Below are 21924 nucleotides of genomic sequence, written 5' to 3'. Positions count from 1 at the left end.
CGCAACCCAACGGGTCGTGGGGCTGTTTGTCGCGTGCTTTCGTGCTGTTGCCTAGCATAATAGATGCTACATTCACCATCTCCCTCATGATATGGTTGGGCATACCGCTCATAGGCGATATTGATTCATATGGATGAGAGACCGAACATCGATAGACGGCGATTTTTACGATTGGGTAGCGCACTCGGGGTGAGTGTACTGGTGGCAGGCTGTGGCGGCACGAACACCGCTGACGGCCCTTCTAACACCGATGGTACCGGGGGCACCGATACCACGAGCGGTGGATCAGGCGCGAACCGAGGTGGTACGTTCATCGGAGCCACCACAGAGGATGCACCGACACTTGACCCGCGAATGAACGAACTGGCGTGGGCGAACAGCTTCCTCCACTATGTTTTCGATACACTCTACATGATACAACCGGACGGCAGCGATGTCGTCCCGCACGTTGCTTCGAAGAAACCGCAAAAACAGAATGATTCGACGTACACCATCCCAATTCGGGAAGGAATCACGTTCCACGACGGCTCCGAACTCACCGCAGAGGACGTTGCCTATTCGATGAACTGGATTCTCGACCCAAAGAATAAATCGCCCAAGCGGGCGAACATCCAGTTCATCGACAGTGTTGAGGCCAGCGGGACGTACGAGACGGCGTTCCACCTCAGCCACCCTTTCGCACTCTTTGAGTTGACACTCGCTGGGATGAGTGCTGCTGTCGTTCCGAAGAAGATTGCAAAGAAGCAAGGAACGAAAACGTTCGGGCAAAAGCCGGTCGGCTCCGGTCCGTTCGCGTTCGTCGAGCATAAATCAAGCTCGCACATCACGCTCGAACGAAACCCGGACTACTTCCAGACGTCGCCGAACCTCGACAAACTGAAGTGGCGTATTATTCCGAAGCCGCAGGTGCAGTTCGTCGAACTCACAACCGGCGGAGTACACCAAGCGACGATACCGAAGACGCTTCTCAAGAAGGCCAAACAGCAACAGAACATCCAGACGAAGCGAATCGCTCACTTCGACTACAACGGCATCATCTTCAACACGCTTCGAGAGCCGTTTGACGACCTCAAGGTTCGAAAGGCGATGCAGTATCTCGTCGATTACGATGCGATGTTGAAGGCGACAAAAGGGGAACTCGGGAAGCGATCCTACGGATTCATGCCCCTCGAGGTGAACAAGGCGTGGGAATTCCCGTGGAAACAGTGGAAGAAAAAGTACTATCCCAAGAAGAACCACGACAAGGCAAAGCAGCTGCTCGAAGAGGCTGGGTACGGTGACGGCTTCGGAAAGACGCTGAAAATATCATCGCTCTCCAGTTCGAAATTCAAAAACATGGTGGTCGTCCTCCAGAACGAATTGGATACGATCGGCATCAACGCCGAGGTACAAGAGGTGACCACCGGTCAGTGGCTCAATCAACTCGACAGCGGTGACTTCGACGCCACCATTTACGGCTGGTCTGGTGGACAGGATCCCGATGGTTTCTTCTACTATCTCTTTCGTGATCTTCGGAACGACGAGGGCGGTCTCTCAGATGGTGTGAAGGGGAATGCTTCGGCATCGTTCCTCTACCAGTCCGACAGCGCGCCCAGTCAGCGGTTGAAAGATGCCGACAAGAAGATTCGCAACGCCCGCAGACAGCCTGATAAACAAGAGCGAAAGAAACGCTACATCGACCTCGCTGAGACGTGGCAGTCACTCTACCCACATATCCCCGTCTTCTCGGAACAGACAACCCAGGCGTGGAGTAATGACGTGAAAAATTACGAATTTACGTCGTTCAGTAGTCAGTCACTGTCCAATAAATGGTCGAACGCCTACATAGAGTGATTCGTATTCCCGTCAGCTGGCGCACCGTCGTCGGGAACAGCGAGCCGCGCCAACAGAATCCATGAGTATCTACCGTTACACCGCGAGACGCCTCTTCCAGATCATCCCGGTTCTCATCGGTGTGTTCTCCCTCACGTTCGTGATGGTTCACGCGCTTCCGGGAAACCCAGTGCGTATCTATCTCGGCGTCAACCCGAGCCAGCAGCTCGCCGACGAACTCATCGCACAGTACGGCTTCAACGAACCACTCTGGAAACAGTATCTCGATTATCTCTGGCGGCTGCTCCACGGGAATATCGGAGAATCATTCACTCACAAGCAGCCGGTGAGTGCGCTGATGCTCGAACGGCTCGGTCCAACAGCGACGCTGATGGGCCTTTCCTACCTCATTGCACTCCCGACATCGCTCGTTCTCGGCGTCTACGCCGCTGCAGAACACAACAACATGGGTGATCACGCCTCACGGTTCGTCGGTCTCGCGGGACTGTCGACACCGAACTTCTGGCTCGGTCTGATGCTTATTTTCGTCTTTGCCTACCTGTTCGACGTGTTGCCGGCGTCGGGCTACGTCCCTTTCTCGCAGGATCCCGTCCGGGCGCTCAAACATCTCGTGCTCCCAGTAGTGACGCTAGCGACGGCACAGACGGCAACGTTGATGCGGATGACTCGCTCGAGTATGGTCGAGGAACTGTCGAAGGACTACGTTCAGACTGCCCGTGCGTATGGGCTTCCGGAACGACGGATCCTTCTTCGCCACGCCTTCCGCAACGCGCTGCTTCCGCTCATCACCATCATCGGTCTCCAACTCTCGTTCCTGCTAGATGGGAGCGTCGTTGTCGAGCAGATATTCGCTATCCCAGGAATGGGACGACTCGCCTACAAGGGCCTGCTTGCGCAGGATTACGGCATCATCATCGGGGTGAACATTTTCTTTGCCCTTCTCTTTCTCGTCGGCGTCTTGCTTACCGACCTCGCCTACGCGTATATTGATCCTCGAATCAGGTACGATTAATTCATGAACTCGAATCCGACCACAGTTTCAGATCCGGAGTTCGAAACGGAAAGCGGCGTCTTGACGACGCTCAGGGAACTACGACACAGTCCGACGGCACTCATCGGTGCTGGTATCATCAGCGCTATTATCGTCCTCGCTGTGTTCTCCACTGTCGATAAACTTCTGTTCGACAAACAGCTCATCACAACGCTCATCGCCGATCCACAAGGGATGGATACGACGAATATCTATGCAGCCCCCTCTGTCGACCATCCGATGGGGACGGACCAGTACGGTCGAGACGTACTTGCGCGCATCATCTACGGGAGTCGCATCGCGCTCGCTATTGGTCTCATTGCTGTCGGTATCTCCTTTGTTGGCGGCGTTATCATCGGTGCTGTCGCCGCCTACGAGGGCGGTTACGTCGACGACGCGTTAATGCGTCTGATGGAGACGCTCTATTCCATTCCGGGGCTTGTGCTGGCGATGACGATGATGGCTATCCTCGGTCCCAGCATCTACAATCTCTTTTTCGCCTATGGCGTTATCGGCATCCCGGCGTACGCCCGTGTGATGCGTTCTGAGGTGCTCTCTATCCGTGAAGAAGAGTATGTCGACGCAGCACGAGCCGCCGGTCTCCCAAAACGGACCATCCTCTTTCGCGAGATCGTTCCGAACGGGCTTGCGGCCGTTGTCGTGCAGGCAACCCTCTCGATGGGGGGCGTCATCATCGGCGCGGCAGCGCTCTCGTTCCTCGGCTTTGGCGTCCAGCCACCCACCGCCTCGTGGGGACGGATGCTCAACTCCGCCCAACAGGCGCTCTTCATCGCGCCGTGGGTCGCCATCTTCCCTGGAATGATGATATTTCTCACCGTTATGGGGTTCAACATGCTTGGCGATGGACTCCGGGATGCGATGGACCCCCGGACGAGTCTTCGTGTCCCCGACACCGAGCGGCGAAAGGCCGAGATGCTCGCCGAAACGCCGAACAGCACAGTGCCGACGGGCGACATAGCGGCCATCGATGGTAATGGTGGACCATCCGTCGAGGACCACCTCGAACGAGGTGATGATGCGTGAGCCTCCTTGAGGTATCCGATCTCCGGACGTACTTCTACACGGAAGGTGGCATCGTGCAAGCTGTCGACGGCGTCGACTTCAGCGTCAACGCCGGTGAAACGCTCGGTATCGTCGGCGAGAGCGGTGCAGGGAAGAGCGTTACCGTCCGTAGCCTCCTTGGCCTCATCGATCCGCCCGGGACCGTCGTCGACGGGACGATCACGTTCGACGGGCAGGATCTCCACAGCCTCACCGAGTCAGAACTACGGCGTGAGATACGGGGGAGCGAGATCTCTTTCGTTTTTCAAGATCCGATGTCCGCGCTCAATCCAGTCTACACGGTCGGGAGTCAGATCGCCGAGGTTGTCGAGCACCACACCGACCGGACAGCTACAGAGGCGTGGGATCGCGCTGTCGAGCTGCTGGACGACGTTGGAATCCCCGACGCTGCCGTACGCGCCGATCAGTATCCCCACGAATTTTCCGGCGGGATGCGCCAACGCGTCCTCATTGCGATGGCGCTCTCGTGTAATCCAAAGCTCATCATCGCGGACGAACCGACGACAGCGCTCGACGTGACGATTCAGGCACAGATTCTCGACCTCTTCGAGGAGATTCAAGACCGCTACAACACTGGGCTGATTTACGTCACACACGACCTCGGTGTCGTCCGAGAAGTCTGTGACCGCGTCGTGGTGATGTATCTCGGTGAGGTCGTCGAGCGTGGGCGATACGAGGATCTGTTCAACGATCCTAAACATCCGTACACGCAGATGCTGATGCGGTCGGTGGTGACGCCTGACCGTCCGGTCTCGTCACTCGATCCCATCGAGGGAGCGATGCCGAGTGCCGTCGATCCACCCTCTGGCTGTCGCTTTCGGACGCGCTGTCCAGTCGCTATTGATGACTGTAGCACAGTCGAGCCGCCGGATTATGCTGTCACATCGGATCATGCGGCGGCCTGTCTCCTCTACGACGACGACTTCGCGGGTGATCCACCCGTTCTACACGAGCGGACAACAGGAGGTGGCCGCGATGAGTAATGTCGTCGGATCACACGCAACAGCGCGTGAGAGTGACGATCCGTTACTCCAAGTGCGCGACCTGAAGAAGCATTTTCCGATGAACTCGGGGCTGCTGTCGTCGGTTCGATTCGATCGCTCGGGCGGTGGATTTCCGCTCTCAATCGAGCAGCGTTCGGTTCGAGCTGTCGACGGCGTTAGCTTCGATCTTCACGCTGGCGAAACGCTCGGTGTCGTCGGGGAGTCGGGCTGTGGGAAGTCGACGCTCGCACACGCGCTGCTTGGTCTCTCCCCACCGACGGACGGTGAGATTCAATTCCGTGATGAGGAACTCACCACGTTCAACAGCACCCAGTGGCGGGAGATCCGCCAGCACATCCAACTCGTCTTTCAAGACCCACAGTCGAGTCTGAATCCGCGGCGGATCGTCGGGAGTATCATCGCGGACCCGCTCGAAGCGGCTGGTTGGAGCCCCGAGAGACGACGTAATCGCGTGCTTGAACTGCTGGAGGACGTTGGTCTCGAACGCGACTTCTACAACCGCTATCCCCACGAGTTCTCCGGCGGCCAGCGTCAGCGGATCAACCTCGCTCGTGCGCTCTCGATCAGCCCGGATCTCGTTATCGCAGACGAGCCTGTGAGTGGCCTCGACATGAGCGTACAGGCGCAAATTCTGAACTTAATGGATGACCTTCAGGATGAGTACGGACTCACCTACCTCTTCATCACGCACGATCTCTCCGTGATTCGTCATATAGCCGATCGGGTTGCGGTGATGTATCTCGGTGACTTCGTTGAAACGGGACCGACAGATCGGCTCTTCTCGTCGCCGCATCACCCCTACACGCGAGCGCTGCTGGACTCCGTTCCTCATCCGAATCCCGACGCACGCGCTATCGACTCTCGATTACGTGGTACCGTTCCGAGCCCGAGTGATCCGCCCGCTGGCTGTAAGTTCCACACGCGCTGTCCACGACGCATCCCACCAGACGGGTTCGACAGAGAGTCATACCGTGAATTTCAGGCGTTTCGTGATGCTATCCGCGATGAATCTATCGATCCAGCAGAAGATATCGGGACGTATTTCGACACCCTTCCCGCTGTCGCCGAGAAAGCAGTACGGACGGCGTTCGATCGGGCGTCAACGGGCGAGTGGGAGGACGCACACGATGCTCTCGCCGAGTTCGAATCAGTTTGTGAACGGGAGGTCCCGCGACACGAGAGAATTTCAGACTCCCACCAATCGGCCTGTCACCTTTCAGTGAATGACCGAACCGACTACTCGTGGTAATACTCTCTCATTGTTACACGCCAAGTCCATCGCTTGGCACGGTCACGACTACGGACACGTTGAGCCAGAATGGACGGCCATGACGAACTGACTGCTGTGGCAAGAGAGCCAACTCGTTGATGTGATTTTTTACAACCCACACCATCCTGTTAGATGTGGAACGATATATACTCCATATCGGAATGGGATTACTAATCATCGTGATAGCACCGTGGCGGCTGTACGAGATTACGATATCAGAAAACCATCAGTATTCACTCAATTATTGGCTGTTAGTTGCTGGTCTGTCTGCGATCACTATTGTTGGAGCTGGATTTTTGCTATTCCCACACCAACGGGAGACGACGTCTCATATATTAATAGTGATATCTAATATTCTTGGACTAGTCATCACTATAATTGATCGGAAAATACGATCGCCGAAACACGGGTGATCGCCATCAGGCTCTTTTCGCTAATGTTTCATTCGTCTCTCGATCCAGCGCGTTTCTCAAACGACATCGACACTCTTCTCGGAATAGAGGCCGCGCTCGCGCCAGTTCTCGACAGCGAGGTAGCCGGTTATCGTGTGTTTTCCACGAACAGTCCGCCAGACGTCGCCATCGGTCCCGCGTTCTCTGATACGGCCGTCCCACGTCGCAGTGAACGTCCTTTGTTGGCCTCGGTTGAAAGCAAACGAACGTTCGGCCGATGGCGGTTCGTATCCCCGACTGTCAGCCTCGGGCACGCCGTCGACCGACCATCCCCAAAGACGACTCGTCGGAAGTGTGATCTCCACCGGAACCGGGAGGCGATTGTAGACGATGACAGTGAACGATGACGGTGAGCCGAGAGAGATCATGTCAGGAACCTGAACTTCAACAGCGAGCCCGCGGACTGCGAGTCGCTCAGGAAGCATGCCAGCGAGCCATCCGACTTCGATGCTGTCACTCGTCCCTCTCGTCGACCGGTCGGTCGCTGGGCGTACACCACGCATTGTTCACCGCTATACAAGCAGCAATAAACCGTTTACGGAGAGAAACACTCTGGGACGACGTAGCTGCTCAAATTGTGCCTCGAATCGCACTCGGACTCAGAAATCAGAAGTGGTATCCAAAGTTGGCCAATCGGCTGGGACATACCTCTTGATTGGTGTTCGTTGTGAGGATGGCGTCTCACCGTGCACCCCAACGACGATCGGAACCTCATCGGAAGCAGCAGTATCAATATCAGCTTTCGTCAGATGGCTCGCCGTAGAGTGCGTGAAGCCAACACCGAGTAGCGATGATAACAATCGCCGCCGGCTCATTCCCGGATACGTTTTAGTATGGATCTTGTCGGCCGACGGACGCACGAAGTCATCTGGTAGCATCCAAATCGGAGTACCGGCACATTCATAAAGTAATTTACCAAACTTTCATCATGTGTAATATGTGTTCTTCCATTTCATTTTCTCCCAATAGGTAAATCCATTCAGCAGTCGTAGAGCACTATCGAGAAAGACCACACGGTGTTCAGAGCGGGAGCCACTGCGTGGTGAAACCGGTTGTTTGGAGATGCCATCGATATTCCGGACCTTGTGTACTGATGCGTAGTTCAACGACGATTTCGAAGCACGAACGTATCGCCTGAACCAGCGGCGTCTCGAACGCGTTGCGAATCAGGAACTGACCCATCCCATCTCGCTGAGCGATAGCGTCGCAGAGCTGATCCAGCACGCTGGTCAGTCGGTTCTGATCGACTGCGTCGACGAAGGGGCCTAGCGAATCAAAGCAAAAGCGTAGGTCAGCGGGTCCAAAGGGATCGTTTTGATGTTCGAGATCAGAGAGTGTCTGCAGAACCGCCGCTTGAACGTCTTCGAGAGAGCCAGTCACAGTTGACTGCGCCGCCTCGATAGGCGTCGTGGCCTGTGTCGCAGCACGGGCGGTCTCTCCCGTCGAGAGCACGTGCGCGCGCTGTTGGGGTATCTGTGCTTTCGTGAGCCGATCAAGCGCTGTCTCTGTTGGACAGTCAGAAAGTGTAAAGAAGGCTGTTCGCTCACGCTCTCGCGTAGCGTCGCCGAGCAGGCGTGCACTCATTACATCACGAACGTCATCAGGGACCATCCCACATACGAGTAGATTTGCCCCAGTTTGTCTGAGTCGATCGAGTTCGGATTGGAGCGTAACAGTTCTATCTGCCTCAACGGAGATATGATATCCGTGGAAGGTAAAACAGACTGTACCACCTGAGCGTGCAGTCCCGTCTGCTTTGGGCTGGAACAGTGCATCCAACGCGCTTGGATTGATGACTTCGTTCAGCGCTTCATGGAACTGCGTGGGATCGATCCCACTCGCGCGGGCGACACCCATAACAATCTCCGTACTCAGTGACTGAGAGGCAGTTGGTGTGAACTGCAATGTTCGTGAAATGGGGTCCGGATCCGTGTGTGGTTCCGTGTTGGTACTATTCGGAGCCATTGTTCTCGCTAAAGCCTTGAGAGCAACCCGTAAAAAATTCCCGTTATTTATGTAATACTATATGGGATATTACGTGGTATGTAGTGGTACGTATTACGGTGCTCAGTTCGGTCAGTCATGCCATCGTCGCTCTGGTAATCGACGTGTGTAATCGACCATCGTTTGGGTATCGTGGTCACTGTCAAAACTTCTGAAATTGTCTCATACTCTTGGACCCGATACTGTCCATCGAACACAATGCTTTCATTACTCGACATACCACATGAGAATAGTTTAAATCATGAACATCTTGGTGCTTTCACCGTGTTCTCAGAGTAAACGGTTCGATCCTGTCGTCACCAGTGAATCTATCGATGTACATTCGCGGAGTGAATTAGTACGAAAACATCAAGACAGCACCGCAACAGCTGCAGAGATGTACGTCGGTCGAGAGCACCAATACGTTCGGGAGGCGGTCGCGATGCTGCGCGAGAATACAACTGTCGAGTGGCATATCGTTTCCGCTGGATTTGGACTGCTCCACGAAGAGGATAAAATACCATCGTACGAGTGTGGGCTCAGCGATACCGAATCTGTTCGTTTCCGTGCTAAACAGGCAGGATTCGATGTCGAGGATATGACGAGCGAAGAAGTAATTCAGGTCGTGGGTCGTGAAATGAACATCCCACAGAAACTCAGTCAGACGCTTTCTCAGGATTATGATTTGTTGTTCGTTGTCTTGAGAGAACCATATCTTCGTACGGTTGCTGATGCGTTAGCCGAGATTCCACGAAACACAACAGCCATCGCATTTGCTCCGACGGGGAGTGAACAGCTCATCGGTGAGTGTGCTTTGATTCCTGCTACAGAAACAGAACGACAGAGACTCGAAACGACGTGGACAGAACTCCGGGGTAAGCAGCTGTATACGCTCGCACTCAACTCGACAGACAAGGCGCTGTGCAAGATACAGAACGACTCAAGTGTCGCACGAAATCTCATATCCAATCCGCCCTAGGTAGATCTCGATAGATCCGAATCCGATTAGCTCGAACGAGAGTATTCGCTTCATCGGCCATAACTGTACCAATCGTGGTAGAACTGGGCCGCCCGATTCCGCAACGCGGCGAGAGCGGACAAAAATGTATGTGAAATCTGCTGCGAATTGGATTAGAGTGGATGCTCGTGAGAAAGCGAGCTGTCGACGACAAGAAATAACAGTAATTCGAGATCGAATTCACTCGTGGGATGATCCTCCATTCGTCCGTGCGGTTCCGGACGGTGCGATATTTTGGTTGAGGTCGAACAGATTCGTTGGATCGTACTCGTCTTTCAGCTCAACCAGACGTTCGTAGGTCGGTCCGAACGTTGTCCGCATCATGGCATCACCTTCTTCCATAAAGCCCGGGAAGTTCAGATAGACCGAGCCATCAGAGAACTGGCGCATATCGTCGAGGCAGTCGCGCACCCACCTGACGTTGGCGTCATCGTGTCCTGGTTCCTCCCAGTTCGCTTCAACGCCTAGCAGAAAGGGTGCGTGTCGGCCCGCAAAGGCACTTTCCTCGATGTCTGTGTCCGTGATCGCACCACCGAGTTGCCACACGTCGATAGTCGAGAGCGGCGATGGGGCCGCGTCGGTCCAGTACTCGATGCGATCGATGGTGGTGTCTGAGAGTCCATCGAGGTAGATCGACTTCCAGTAATAGCGCATCCCGTCCGGATAATCCTCGTCGAGGATCTGTTGGAAGTCGATATAGGGCATCGTCCCGCTGAAGTCCGCTATTGGCTCGGTGATCTCTCGTAAGGGCAAAAGTGCCCGCTCACCCGCTTCGGCCGGGCCAGAATAGCAAGCCAGGAACCCGACTTTGAGGTCATCCACCGCGTCTGCCGGAAAGAGCTCCTCATCAGGCATTACGCCCGAAAACGCGAGTATGCTGATCTCTTCCGGCGCAGAGGCAACGAACTCACGAAACACCCGCAAACACTCAGACAGCTGATCGCCTGGATAGAACACCAGACAGGTCGCTACCTCAGGTCCAACAGGGTAGAGTCCGTATTCGAACGCGGTAACGACACCAAAATTCCCACCACCACCACGGAGTCCCCAGAATAGCTCTGAATGCTCCACTGAACTGGCCGTCAGGAACTCGCCGTCAGCTGTAACGACTTCAACAGAGCGAAGGCTGTCACAGCTCAGTCCATACTTACAGCGAAGGTGGCCGAGGCCTCCTCCGAGAGTCAAACCTGCAATACCGGTCTCTGAGACGACACCACCGGGTGTCGCTAGCCCAAATGCTTGGGTTTCGTGATCGAGGTCCGCCCACGTTGCACCAGCCTGTACCCATGCAGTCCGCTCATTAGGGTCAACTCGCACGCCAGTCATCTCCGAGAGGTCGATTACTAGTCCGTCGTCACGGACAGCACTCCCTGCAACATTGTGACCACCACCGCGAACCGCGATAGGAATACCGTTCGCGCGGGCGAAGTTCACTGTGGTGATTACGTCTGCACTTCCGCTACACTGGACGATCAGCGCAGGATGTCGATCGATCATCCCATTCCACACTGTGCGGGCCTCGTCGTACTTGACATCCTCTGGCCGAATTACGGAGCCGTGAATGTTTGTTTCGAACTGTCCGATCTGCTCGCTATCCATGGCATATGTCTCCATATAGCATGCAACGGCTGCGTGGCTGTTGGCCTCACTCATCGAGATGTCGTACGAGATTCCGAATGCGTCTCACATACTGAGACACGGTTCGTTTCGTGAAACCATCCGCTGTCGATACACAGCTAAAGTGATTACGTTGAAATGAATGGCCTCTTAGCGTTCTGTCGGATTAGTGAGTATCTTTCACTAGAATGATCGCAACACGCTCCTACGCACCAGTTCGAACATTTCGTACAGCAGTGGACGTTTGTCACCTTCGGTTCGAGATTCGCTGCTATCCCGTCGCCCAATTACCACTTGGTGTCTGGAAACCCACGTTCGATGCATCTTGGTATCAAAACAGTTCCGATAGAATAACGACAAACACCGTCGCCAAACTCCAAAGCAGATACACATATGTTGTTTTATAGAATCCAAAACTCCATTTACGTCATTAACAAATGTATAAAAGGGAGAACTTGGGTGTTACGAAAATATCATCATGTGTTTGTGAGGAAATCAGAAAATTAATACTCGGCGCAGGATTTTTTCTCGTAGATAGGTACTAATGGTCAACAACACCAGTCTTCTTGGGATGGCCCGTCAGGGTCGTCTCGATATTATTGCGGGCTTGCTTGGTCTCATAGCAGCGATAGCGCTGATGCCGCTGCAGTTTCTGCTTGATCAAGTGTACATTCGCACGCTTCCGATCGTGTTGGGCTGTGCATCAACGCTCTATCTGCTTGCGGCCCGCGATGAGCGCCACGGCGAAATTGCAACGCTCTCATTTACCATGGCACGGATTCTGCCACCGCTCATCATTCTCGGTTCGGCTGCCCTTGTCGTGATAGCAGGCTTCTTCGAAGGCCGAACGCTCCTGTTCTACGATATCGCTGCAGCTGTTGGCACTGCCTTATTCGCGCAGATTCTCTTCGTCGATAACGACTACTTCTCACCCGGACTGTCGCTCTTTTTAATCATTGTCTTCGGGCTCGTTGTCCGATTCGCCGCGCTGTATACAACGACTGGCTTCATCGGCATCGATGTCTGGACCCACATGGGACACTGGACTGCGGATGTCCTTGAAGCGCAGTCGTTGCAGCCGATCAGCGACGTGAAATACTACGCCTCACCGTTGTATCATCTGCTGGTCGTCGGGTCGAGTTTGCTGCTAGACGTGCCGATCAGAACAGCGCTGTTCATCGTGGTCGGCGTAGCAATGCCCATTTCGGTTCTGCTGATCTATGCAACGGCGACGTTTTTCGTCGAGCCACGCTGGGCAGTGTTTGCCACGGCTGTGTACGCGACTAGTGCGTCCGTTATCGAGTGGGGGATCCACCTCATTCCGACGAGTCTAGGGTTAATCTTCTTTCTCGCGATCTTCTACAGTCTGGATCGGATGTTACGAATCGACTACAAGCCGCGTGATTTCGGGCTGGTCGTGTTCTTCAGCGTTGCGGTTATCCTCACACACCAGATCTCTGCGTTCATCATGCTGGTGTTCACCGGCTCTGGCCTCCTCGCCTACTTCGGATTGGGCCTCGGCATCTTCGATATTGGTCGGCCCAGCTGGGAGCGCTCGTCGACGCGCGAATCGGTGAATCTCACCGGGCTATTGGTGTTTGATCTCGGACTGATCACGTTTATGTGGTCGCTGACGCCACATCACGGGAATTCATTTCTGATGATTATCCTCGACTACTTTGTCAGCACGGTAGAGAAATCCGGAGTTGGTCAACTTCAGAGTACCAACGCACAGAATATTCCTCCCAATGTGATGCCCCAGCAGACGCTTATGCAGAGCATCGTGGAGTATCTCGACGTACTTGGATTTCTGTTGTTGCTGTTGTTGACGATCGTGGGCTGTCTGTACATCATTCGACAGGAAAACATCTCACACGCGACGTTCACGTGTGTCATCGCGACCGTTATTATGCTCATGTTCGTGTTCGGATTCCCCATGTTCGGAATCACGACGTTTGTTCCTGGTCGGTGGTATCCGTTCGTTGCAGCTCCGATGGCTGTTATTGCTGCAATCGGACTGCCCTATCTCGTCAAGAATACCCAACCGTCAGTCATGGTGGTCGTCCTATTGCTCTTCGTCGTCGTCTTCCCGGCAGCCTCGATCCTCGCAAGCGAAAGCACACAGGATCAGCCGGCATTCACCAATACTCAGACGCGCTACAGCTACACGGAATCCGAACTGGCCGCCATGCAGGCTATCGATACCTACGCAGAGAATAAGAGTACGAACTGGGTCACCGATCACCCGTATGCGACAGCGATCGAACGCACCGAATCACACAATATGGAATCCGGTGCAATACAAGACGGTAAAGTTGCTGGGTACGAAAGGAACCTAGAACTCCAAAATGGAACAACTACTACAGTGCTCAGAGACGCTGATACCTTCATCTATCGGGACTATCAGGGAAGTGGTGCTGCGTACTACGACCTCTTCTACAATAATGCGAGTGTTTCCTACACACCCAAGGTTAAGCTTCAGCAGGTCTGCAGTGGAAAAGACATCCTCTACATGAATGATGATGTCGTGATCTGCGATACGGGCGGAGCGTAAGGAGACGGTCACGGTGTCTGTGCGGTTTCGCTAAGCGAATTGTGAGTGTTTGTGGCTATCTTGGTAGAGAGTGACTATTACCGGTTCTAGAACAATCTACAGCAATCGACAATGCACTGACTATACGCTGAGTGGGGTATCCTCAACTACATGAAGTCTATCAAAGCACGATCTGCGATTCAGTGATACCGGATTTGAGCAAATGATCGGCTGAATGCCAGCCAGATGGGATAGGTTTCAAACACTCACAGATGAGACCCATCTGCGTAGAGCAAACGATGACATTTGATACCAAATAAACTAATCTCTGACAGTTGGGAATGAATGATAAATAAAGTGGTAGTACTATGTGAGTCTATCACTGGCATTCTGAATAGCGTCGTTCTCTCGCAGTATTATCCATGGTACAGATATTCTTTCGGACTGGTCGTCAAAGAGTGCTGCATGTCTGTAAGTTGTTTAGTACCGCGATGGGACAAACACTCGTATGAAGGTTGACGAGTATTAAGTGCGATACTATCATCAACGTAGTGTATGTCGACGACAGTGTCAGGCGACAGCAAATCAAGTATCGCACCAGAACTCACCGCCTTCCAACAGCGCATCCTCGCCATCCTCGCCGAAGAGGCGCGCTACGGCCTCGCCATCAAACGCGAACTCGAGCAGTACTACGGCTCGGAGGTCAACCACGGTCGACTCTACCCCAACCTCGACGATCTCGTCGAGATGGGACTCGTCGAGAAAAGTGAACTCGATAAGCGAACCAACGAGTACGCGCTCACCGAGGACGGCCACGACGCCATCATCACCCAGCTCTCGTGGGTCTTCTCGCGCTTCATCACCGACGACAGCCGCGCCGAAGAAATCAAAGACCTCGTCACCGCCCAGCAGTAAGCGAACTCCGACCACTCAGGGGCGTGTGAGTCTATTGGAGTTATTCATTGCAGTGCGAGATAGTACGGCCAAACGGCTGGTCTTGCCACCTTACTGAACTGCAGCTCCGGCTGTGGTTACATGTTTATAAACGAATAGAGTAGGCATCAATCAACTGAGCTCATTATGAACCTTGAACAGTAATGTATCACCTGACGTCTATCTTCAGATGTGTATCTCTCTAACTGAGGAGTATCATAGTGTGTCATTGGAAAATGCGAGGAAGAGCGTACTACAATCAGTCGTTTGGTTCGATCTTCCCGGCAAAAATTTGAGTAACAATAGTACCGTCTCGAATGACGGACGTGTCTGTTGCGAACAACATCCAATAATCAGCGATTGACGATGACGGAAAAGTGCGAACAAAGGTTAGCACACTTAGCATCACCTACTCCGAAGCGATGCGACGACAATATCCAGCGTCGTAACTGGTCGATGCATGAGTGTGTAGTGGAGAGATCAAACTACACGCACCACTACTGGCCCCCGCGACAGCGCGACATGTACGTGCTACTAGCAGTACGCACGCGGTGGCCGCAACAGTCGGTGAGAGCAGTTCAGGCGAGGTGTTGTGCCTCAATGGTCGTCCACGTGTCCTCCCCGTACTCAGTAATTCCATAGACGCGGCCTTTCCGCCGGTCGTCTGAGACAAGTAACTCGACGAGTGAATGCTCGCGTAGTTCTTGTAGCGCCCGCGAGATGTGAGCGATCTCAATCTCTGTTTCTGATCCAATCATCGACGGGGTTGCTGGGCCGCGGACTAGTCGTTCGAGAACAGCTGAGCGATACGTGGAAGCGATTACGAAACTTACGTCATCCCATTGTGATGCCATTACATACCACATCCATATATCTATATGGTGTCGACTTCCTTGAGTTGATCGGTGCCTTCCGTTCTCTCGTGGAGCCGTATACACCAACCGTAACGTTGCACGCAGCGATTCGAACGGAGAACCATGATACACACAGCTCAGTCGGCGAATATCGAGAGTCGGGAAACAGAGAAAAGAATTGGCGTCATTGATCAGGTATGGCAGCAACCGATAGGCTAGACGGAAGGCCAATAATCATCACTGGTGCGAGTTCAGGAATCGGCGAAGCGACTGCCCACGCCCTCGCATCGGAGGGGGCGAGCCTTGTGCTCGCAGCCCGCCGGAAAGAGCGACTCGAGGAGATTGCAGCGGATATCGAGTCTGAGTACGGGACGGAGTCCCTCGTCGTCTCGACGGATGTGGCTGACGAGGAGGCAGTCAAAACCCTGGTATCCGAGACGATCGAGACGTTCGGTGAGCTGTACGCAACTGTGAACAATGCTGGACTCGCACGAGGAGGCGAAGTTGAGTCGATGTCGACGGATGACTTCGAGACGATGCAAGCGGTCAACGTCGACGGGGTTTTCTATGCGACACGGGCGGCGATTCCCTACGTTCGTGAAACCGGTGGCCACATACTGTTTGTCGGAAGCTTTGCTGGACAGTATCCACGTCCGGCGAATCCGGTTTATGCTGCGACAAAGTGGTGGGTGCGGGGGTTCGCTCACAGCGTTGCGGCGCAAGTCGGCGACGACGGAATCGGTGTCACTGTGATCAATCCGTCGGAAGTTCGCTCAGAGTTTGGTGGCAACGATGGTGAATCGTTCGAAGAACGGTTCGAACGCGGTGACGTAACCGAACCCGAGGAAATTGCCAGCGCAATTGTGTTTGCGCTGACTCAGGAGCACTCTTCCGTAACCGAACTTGATCTCTTCCGCCGGGACAAGTTCACCGAATTTTGAGTCTACATTCTGCTCCTCGAGACGACTCACAATACGAAATATCGAAGTTTTCACACCGCTGTCTACAATTTGACGACCTTTTGTGAATCCACGTGGGCATGGACAATCGCCCACATGAACTTGCTTGCGTTTGTCTGGGATGGTATGACACTTCGATTGAACTTTTGTTCGATTACTTACAGTGAACTACATCCAACGCATGATCGATTACTGTGTGACGTCGGTACAGATGAACAGTAGTAAGTGACAACAACTGATTCATGGATGAAGTGATCGACTTTCCTGCTATACTATTTCAACGACCGTATCCTTCTGTATAGAAGCACGAAACAAATACAAACAACAGATATTAGATAGGCTGTGTTCACACCGTGGTAATCATATCTTATTGGATTTCTGTATCAATGAATGTGAATCAATCTATGTGAGGACATCGATATCGTGTCTTCGCATACAAAATAGCCCTCACGTATGCCCCTATTCTAACATGATGTATATGAAGTGAAAAGCATACGATTGAACTCTATTAGCGTGCAGAACTCATTCTTTAACTTTAATAGCCGATCAATAGACGAATTCGTATAGTTCTCCCTTTCTCATATCTCGACATCAGTTGATGGCAGTTATCACACAGTAGTCAAAGAATATTATCATATATTACTTCTACGCTGGATTTTACAGCTATTACTCATAGTAAGATATGCATTTACTTATATTTGAGGTAGTTGTCTGCCGTCTGCAAAATATCTAAATATAGATGAGTTAATCTAATTGAGTAGAACGAAGTGGGTGTCTGCATAATCACTCAATACGGTATCTCCGTACAGCGTGAAACCGTTCGACTGTCCTATCCACAGCTTTTCCAATCACTGGAGAAAAACCCGATCGAGATAGGCAGAAAAAATCAAGCCATTACAACAGTATATCTGTAATTGGCAGTCAAGATCTTCTTCGATACTGCCGGACGACGTCGAGGTTGTGTCCTGAACGATTGTAGCAGAGGATAGAGAATTGAACCTGAATCAATGGGAAATCGGTGGTCAGCACCCAGACAATGATGACGAAAAATCGTCCGACAATACTGGATACTAGGAATAGGTCATAGTAACCTCGATGATGTTTGCAGTACTCAGCACTTGCTGAGGGATCTCATTCTCAAATCGTTTGCTGTGCATCCGATTCGTCGGCCCAGAAACACCGACTGTGGCTATTACGTTGTCACTGCTATCAATGATCGGGGCTGCGATACATCGCACGCTTTTAACACGTTCTCTATTATATATGAATTTTGGTATGACGAGACTATTCACAGACGAGGTAATTCCCCAGTTTGTTTGAGTACAGACCTCCATATCAACGCGCCATCGATCGTGTTGGAATAAGATATTCCCCATCACAACGGTGTATGAGACAGCAAACACAATCGGACAGCGTCTACTGATGATGGAACGATAAATCGTTCGTAATGACTGTACAGAGACGGTAGAGTTACAGAAGTACAGTTGTAAACGCACCAGCCAACATTACTCGTACGCGTAGCGAACTGTGATGATGTTTGCGGCGTTGTACAACAGTTCAAGAAGCTTGTTGTCGATTCGGTCGTCGTTGAGACGGTTTTTTGTACCGGAGACAGAGATAGCACCGACAACAGATGAATCCACTCTGAGTGGAACAGCCACTGATCGTATTCCTTCGCGGCGTTCTTCGTCTTCGAGTGCGTATCCACGGTCACGGACACCTTCTAGCTCTGCAACGAGCTCTTCACGAGTACTTATTGTTCGCTCAGTCTTGGAAGGAAGTCCATACGTATCGACGACCTCGTCAACCTTCTTGTGAGAGAGATGCGCGAGCAACGATTTCCCGAGCGCAGTCCAGTGCATGTTAGTATACTCACCGATCGGCGCATTGTCGTACACCGCCTTGCTCCCCTCCGACTGGTAGAGCAGAACACGTTGTCCGTTCTCTTCGACACCAAGATTCGCCACTTCGCCTGTTTCGGCAGCGAGACCATCTATTTCGTTCTTCGCTATCTGGTAAATGTGCTGACGTTGGCGGATGGCGCCCCCATCACGGAGAAAGCGGAGACCCAATCTATATGCTCCATCCACTTTGACGACGTAGCCGAGCGAGTGCAGCGTCTTCAGGTGAACATGTGCAGTGCTGGTTGGTATGTCACGAGCGATGGCAACCTCTGAGACGGTCATCGTTCCCGACTCTCGGAGCGTCTCAATTATCGAAAACGCGCGCTCGACTGCACCAATCGTCTTTCCCGATTCAGTCGTTTCGTTCATCCAAAATGTTTCTTGATCCCCACCAATAAAATCCTTTCCACTATTAGTGGACTTGAACTCTCAAGCTGTCGATGATTCTAACAGTTTGCTCAGTTGAATCGATATCGAGAATCTCGATACGTGCCATGCCCTGTTCTATTACGAACTGGACGTTCGTGTTCCGAATCACCCTCATTCAGAGTGCCTGAAGTTCGGCGTGCGATATGCGACACGCTTAGAATGACACTTCACATTTCCACACATCATCTGATCAAATAATGGACTGAACGACGAGCGTGGCGATTTATTAGTTTCCGTCGTGAACGACGGCCCATGAGCGTTCGAGACATCGAAGCGTACATTTCGTCGTTCACGCACCGCGACTGGCAAGAATCGAATGAGAGCGACGGTCCGATCCGATTTGCGTTGGTCGGACTGGGCTGGTGGACCCGCGACAAAGCGATGCCCGCCATCGAGAACTCGACGTTCTGCGAGACGACAGTCGTCGTCAGCAGTTCGGCCGAGAAAGCCAACACGGTTGCGGCCGAACACGAATCGGTCGAAATCGGGATCACTTACGAAGAATTTCACGAGGACAGCGCGGCTGATGCTTACGACGCTGTCTATATTTGCACTCCCAACGCCCGGCATCTCGAATTCGTAGAAAGCGCAGCCAAAAATGGGAAAGCGATTCTCTGTGAGAAACCCATGGAGGCGACCGTCGAGCGTGCCGAACACATTGTCGACACCTGTAACGCAGCGGACGCAACGGCGATGATCGCCTACCGGATGCACACTGAACCCGCGGTTAGACGCGCACGCAATCTCATCGACGCTGGCGCTATTGGTGATCCGGTCCACGTTCACGGCGACATGTCCCAGTCAATACTCGGCTGGGGTCGAGAACAGTGGCGTCTAGACAGTGATCTCGTCGGATATGGGGCAAGCGTGATGGATCTCGGAATCTACTCGGTCAACACAACTCGGTTCATTCTCACTGCCGATCCAATCGCGGTTCAGTCGATGATGCGCTCAGATCACGAGTATTTCACAGATGTTCCCGATGAGGTTGCTGCCTTCAGCGTGGCCTTCGAGGGTGGAGTGTATGCCACCTGTACGGCGAGTCAGAACGCGACATTGAACAGCCAACTACGTATTGTTGGTACTGAAGGATCGCTCCTGCTTGAGCCGGCCTTTCACATGTCGAGTAGCCTTTGTGTAACAGTTGGAAATGCGACGATGGACATCGACACCGAGCAGGTCGATCAGATGGAAGAGGAGTTCGATTACTTCGCTGACTGTCTCCTTACGGACCGTGAACCGTACGCCAACCCTGAGCACGGCTTCGTCGATATGCGCGCACTTGCGGCTGTCTACGAAGCCGCAGAAACTGGCGAAACAGTCGACATCTGAGTTCACATTCGCTGTTCAGCTGAGCATCGTCGCTCGGGCCGGGACAACGCTCCGATGGTACTGTTGTGAGCATCGGCACACTCTTGAATCCATTCGACCGGCCGAATAAAAACGAAGAAAGCGCTTGTTTGGTCCTCCGAACGAGGATCGCCACGCTTACTGAAATGGTCAGGCGTCTACTCGTACGTCGCCGATTCCGAGAGCACCGTGGACTCGTCTAGCTTCCAGTCATCGAGATACGATTTTTCAGCCGAGATCAGTTCGGCGAACATGTTACGAGAATCTTCGGGCGAAAGAGTGCGGATCTGTGGATCGATGAGGAAGCCCTTGAACGCCTCATCGATGTCGCCAGTCCGCGATGCTTCGATAATCGTTTCGATGGTATCGACGTGAGTATTGATCATCGACCGGACCTGCCGCGGAAAGCCACCGGTCGAAAGCGGTCGGATCTCATTGGCACGCACCAGCGCGTTCGTTTCGACGACAGCGCCCTCCTCGATATCCGAGACCTGTCCGGTGTTAACCATGTTGACGTTCGTTGCGAAGCTGTCACCGCCCGCAAGTGCTTCGAGCATGTCTGCGAACACTTCACGAGTCGGTTCGAGTTCGAACTCCTTCTCGCCATCGAGCCACGCCGTAACATCGGTCGTCTGTTTCGACTCAGCAGGAGTCCAGTGCTTGGCGCGATAATCGCTTCCGGTGCGTTTGATCCCCCACCGGTTGAGTGACTCCTCACCGCCATGAAGGAACCAGTTCGCGTACTCGACCAAGTGTCGGTCGCCCGCAGCGGGGAACATATCGAATCGGCGGAACAGCTCCCACGTGATTTGCTGATTGTCGACGAACACACTTTCGCCCTCTAAATCCGCCGCTGTGAACAGTTGGTTCGCCTGTTCGCTATCAGCGAGTTCTTCCAGAACCGGCCAGAGATCGACTCCCTTGCAGTAGGCTTCATCGACCCACGTGAAGTGGTTGATTCCCTTGACGTTGAGTGTGATGTCCTCGTGGGTCGCATTCATTCCAAGGTGCTCTTCTGCGATGCGTGCGAGGTGGAATCGAGTTCCCATCACCTCGTGGCAGAGACCGACTGCGTTGATGTCGGGATACTCATCGTAGAGCGCGCGGGTTACGAAGTGAACCGGGTTCGTGAAGTTAAACACCCACGCGTCTGGGCACTGCTCACGAACACCGGCCGCAATCGCGCGATAGAGCGGGATCGTTCGCATTGCTCGCATGATTCCACCAGGGCCGATGGTCGCTGCGACGGCACCGTGGATGCCGTATCGTTTTGGAATATCGAGATCGTGGACGAACGTTTCGGTGGGATCAAACTGCGTCGATGTGATAACAGCATCTGCGCCCGCCAAAGCCTCATCGAGGTCCTTAACCGCCCTGTAGGTCCACGTGCCAGTCGTCTCGTTTTCGTCTTGAACCCAGTTCCCAAAGCGACTGTTCAACTGCGCACTCTCGTAGTTGACGTCGTAGAGACGGGCTTCACCATCGAGGTTAGAAAGCGCCATATCCTGTACGAACTTCGGTGCCCACTGACGACTACCACCACCAATGTATGTGATAACCATCTCGTCGGCGTCGATTCCGGTATCTGACTGTCTCTGTTGAGCTGATGTGCCCATATCTGATGCAGCGAGCATATTCTGATAAATGTACCGGCAGAGTGATACGGGACGTC

Annotated in this window: 18 protein-coding genes; 10 read left to right on the top strand and 8 right to left on the bottom strand. The window is 53.2% G+C overall.

What is annotated here, in order from left to right:
• Nucleotides 1–129: 129 nt before the first annotated feature.
• The 5 genes from MW898_RS06560 to MW898_RS06540 all read left to right on the top strand — a co-directional run bounded on the left by MW898_RS06560 (nucleotide 130) and on the right by MW898_RS06540 (nucleotide 6199).
• A complete protein-coding gene (locus MW898_RS06560) occupies nucleotides 130–1833 on the top strand; it encodes an ABC transporter substrate-binding protein (RefSeq protein WP_248905603.1) in 1704 nt (567 codons plus the stop codon).
• A 61-nt stretch (nucleotides 1834–1894) separates the two neighbouring features.
• Complete coding sequence (locus MW898_RS06555; RefSeq protein WP_248905602.1) at nucleotides 1895–2845, top strand: ABC transporter permease; 951 nt, start codon at nucleotides 1895–1897, stop codon at nucleotides 2843–2845.
• Nucleotides 2846–2848: 3 nt separating this feature from the next.
• Nucleotides 2849–3907 (top strand): ABC transporter permease, encoded by a 1059-nt coding sequence (locus tag MW898_RS06550; protein ID WP_248905601.1) that lies wholly within the window; start codon nucleotides 2849–2851, stop codon nucleotides 3905–3907.
• Entirely contained in the window at nucleotides 3904–4929 is a 1026-nt protein-coding gene (locus tag MW898_RS25980) for an ABC transporter ATP-binding protein (protein ID WP_248905600.1), read from the top strand. The genes MW898_RS06550 and MW898_RS25980 overlap by 4 nt, the downstream gene beginning before the upstream one ends.
• Nucleotides 4922–6199, top strand: a complete 1278-nt coding sequence (locus tag MW898_RS06540) for an ABC transporter ATP-binding protein (RefSeq protein ID WP_248905599.1) — start codon at nucleotides 4922–4924, stop codon at nucleotides 6197–6199. The genes MW898_RS25980 and MW898_RS06540 overlap by 8 nt, the downstream gene beginning before the upstream one ends.
• Nucleotides 6200–6689: 490 nt before the next feature.
• On the opposite strand, the gene MW898_RS06535 is transcribed toward MW898_RS06540, so the two are convergent.
• The 3 genes from MW898_RS06535 to MW898_RS06525 all read right to left on the bottom strand — a co-directional run bounded on the left by MW898_RS06535 (nucleotide 6690) and on the right by MW898_RS06525 (nucleotide 8637).
• The gene (locus tag MW898_RS06535; protein ID WP_248905598.1) at nucleotides 6690–7175 is read right to left on the bottom strand and encodes a DUF7974 family protein; all 486 of its coding nucleotides are present in this window, start codon (nucleotides 7173–7175) and stop codon (nucleotides 6690–6692) included.
• Between the two features lie 96 nt (nucleotides 7176–7271).
• The gene (locus MW898_RS06530) at nucleotides 7272–7550 is read right to left on the bottom strand and encodes a hypothetical protein (protein ID WP_248905597.1); all 279 of its coding nucleotides are present in this window, start codon (nucleotides 7548–7550) and stop codon (nucleotides 7272–7274) included.
• 142 nt (nucleotides 7551–7692) lie between these two features.
• On the bottom strand, nucleotides 7693–8637 hold the full coding sequence (locus tag MW898_RS06525) for a DUF7504 family protein (protein WP_248905595.1): 945 nt from the start codon (nucleotides 8635–8637) through the stop codon (nucleotides 7693–7695).
• 415 nt (nucleotides 8638–9052) lie between these two features.
• Here MW898_RS06525 and MW898_RS06520 point away from each other — a divergent pair, with 415 nt between their 5' ends.
• Nucleotides 9053–9634: a hypothetical protein gene (locus MW898_RS06520; protein ID WP_248905594.1), complete on the top strand. Its 582-nt coding sequence runs from the start codon at nucleotides 9053–9055 to the stop codon at nucleotides 9632–9634.
• 219 nt (nucleotides 9635–9853) lie between these two features.
• Here the strand turns inward: MW898_RS06520 and MW898_RS06515 are convergent, their stop codons facing one another.
• Nucleotides 9854–11287 carry an FAD-binding oxidoreductase gene (locus MW898_RS06515; protein ID WP_368409171.1) on the bottom strand — a complete coding sequence of 478 codons (1434 nt, stop codon included), beginning with the start codon at nucleotides 11285–11287 and terminating at the stop codon, nucleotides 9854–9856.
• Nucleotides 11288–11834: 547 nt separating this feature from the next.
• Here MW898_RS06515 and MW898_RS06510 point away from each other — a divergent pair.
• Complete coding sequence (locus MW898_RS06510; RefSeq protein ID WP_248905590.1) at nucleotides 11835–13844, top strand: putative glycosyltransferase family protein; 2010 nt, start codon at nucleotides 11835–11837, stop codon at nucleotides 13842–13844.
• A 534-nt stretch (nucleotides 13845–14378) separates the two neighbouring features.
• Nucleotides 14379–14738, top strand: coding sequence for a PadR family transcriptional regulator (locus tag MW898_RS06505; protein WP_248905532.1), 360 nt, complete (start codon nucleotides 14379–14381; stop codon nucleotides 14736–14738).
• 596 nt (nucleotides 14739–15334) lie between these two features.
• Here MW898_RS06505 and MW898_RS06500 read toward each other — a convergent pair.
• Nucleotides 15335–15610: an ArsR family transcriptional regulator gene (locus MW898_RS06500; RefSeq protein WP_248905589.1), complete on the bottom strand. Its 276-nt coding sequence runs from the start codon at nucleotides 15608–15610 to the stop codon at nucleotides 15335–15337.
• A 197-nt stretch (nucleotides 15611–15807) separates the two neighbouring features.
• Here MW898_RS06500 and MW898_RS06495 point away from each other — a divergent pair, with 197 nt between their 5' ends.
• Entirely contained in the window at nucleotides 15808–16551 is a 744-nt protein-coding gene (locus MW898_RS06495) for an SDR family oxidoreductase (RefSeq protein WP_248905588.1), read from the top strand.
• 1088 nt (nucleotides 16552–17639) lie between these two features.
• Here MW898_RS06495 and MW898_RS26180 read toward each other — a convergent pair.
• Both MW898_RS26180 and MW898_RS06490 read right to left on the bottom strand, forming a co-directional pair.
• Nucleotides 17640–17903: an IclR family transcriptional regulator domain-containing protein gene (locus tag MW898_RS26180; protein WP_368409143.1), complete on the bottom strand. Its 264-nt coding sequence runs from the start codon at nucleotides 17901–17903 to the stop codon at nucleotides 17640–17642.
• A gap of 171 nt (nucleotides 17904–18074) precedes the next feature.
• The gene (locus MW898_RS06490) at nucleotides 18075–18842 is read right to left on the bottom strand and encodes an IclR family transcriptional regulator (protein WP_248905587.1); all 768 of its coding nucleotides are present in this window, start codon (nucleotides 18840–18842) and stop codon (nucleotides 18075–18077) included.
• Between the two features lie 312 nt (nucleotides 18843–19154).
• Here MW898_RS06490 and gfo6 point away from each other — a divergent pair, with 312 nt between their 5' ends.
• A complete protein-coding gene (gfo6, locus tag MW898_RS06485; protein ID WP_248905586.1) occupies nucleotides 19155–20234 on the top strand; it encodes a D-xylose 1-dehydrogenase Gfo6 in 1080 nt (359 codons plus the stop codon).
• A 176-nt stretch (nucleotides 20235–20410) separates the two neighbouring features.
• On the opposite strand, the gene MW898_RS06480 is transcribed toward gfo6, so the two are convergent.
• The gene (locus MW898_RS06480; RefSeq protein ID WP_248905585.1) at nucleotides 20411–21868 is read right to left on the bottom strand and encodes a family 4 glycosyl hydrolase; all 1458 of its coding nucleotides are present in this window, start codon (nucleotides 21866–21868) and stop codon (nucleotides 20411–20413) included.
• Between the last annotated feature and the right edge of the window lie 56 nt (nucleotides 21869–21924).

The organism is Halocatena marina (assembly GCF_023276375.1).
Taxonomy (GTDB): domain Archaea; phylum Halobacteriota; class Halobacteria; order Halobacteriales; family Haloarculaceae; genus Halocatena; species Halocatena marina.
The sequence above is the reverse complement of the archived record's forward strand: the minus strand, read 5'-3'. Positions and strand labels throughout refer to the sequence as shown.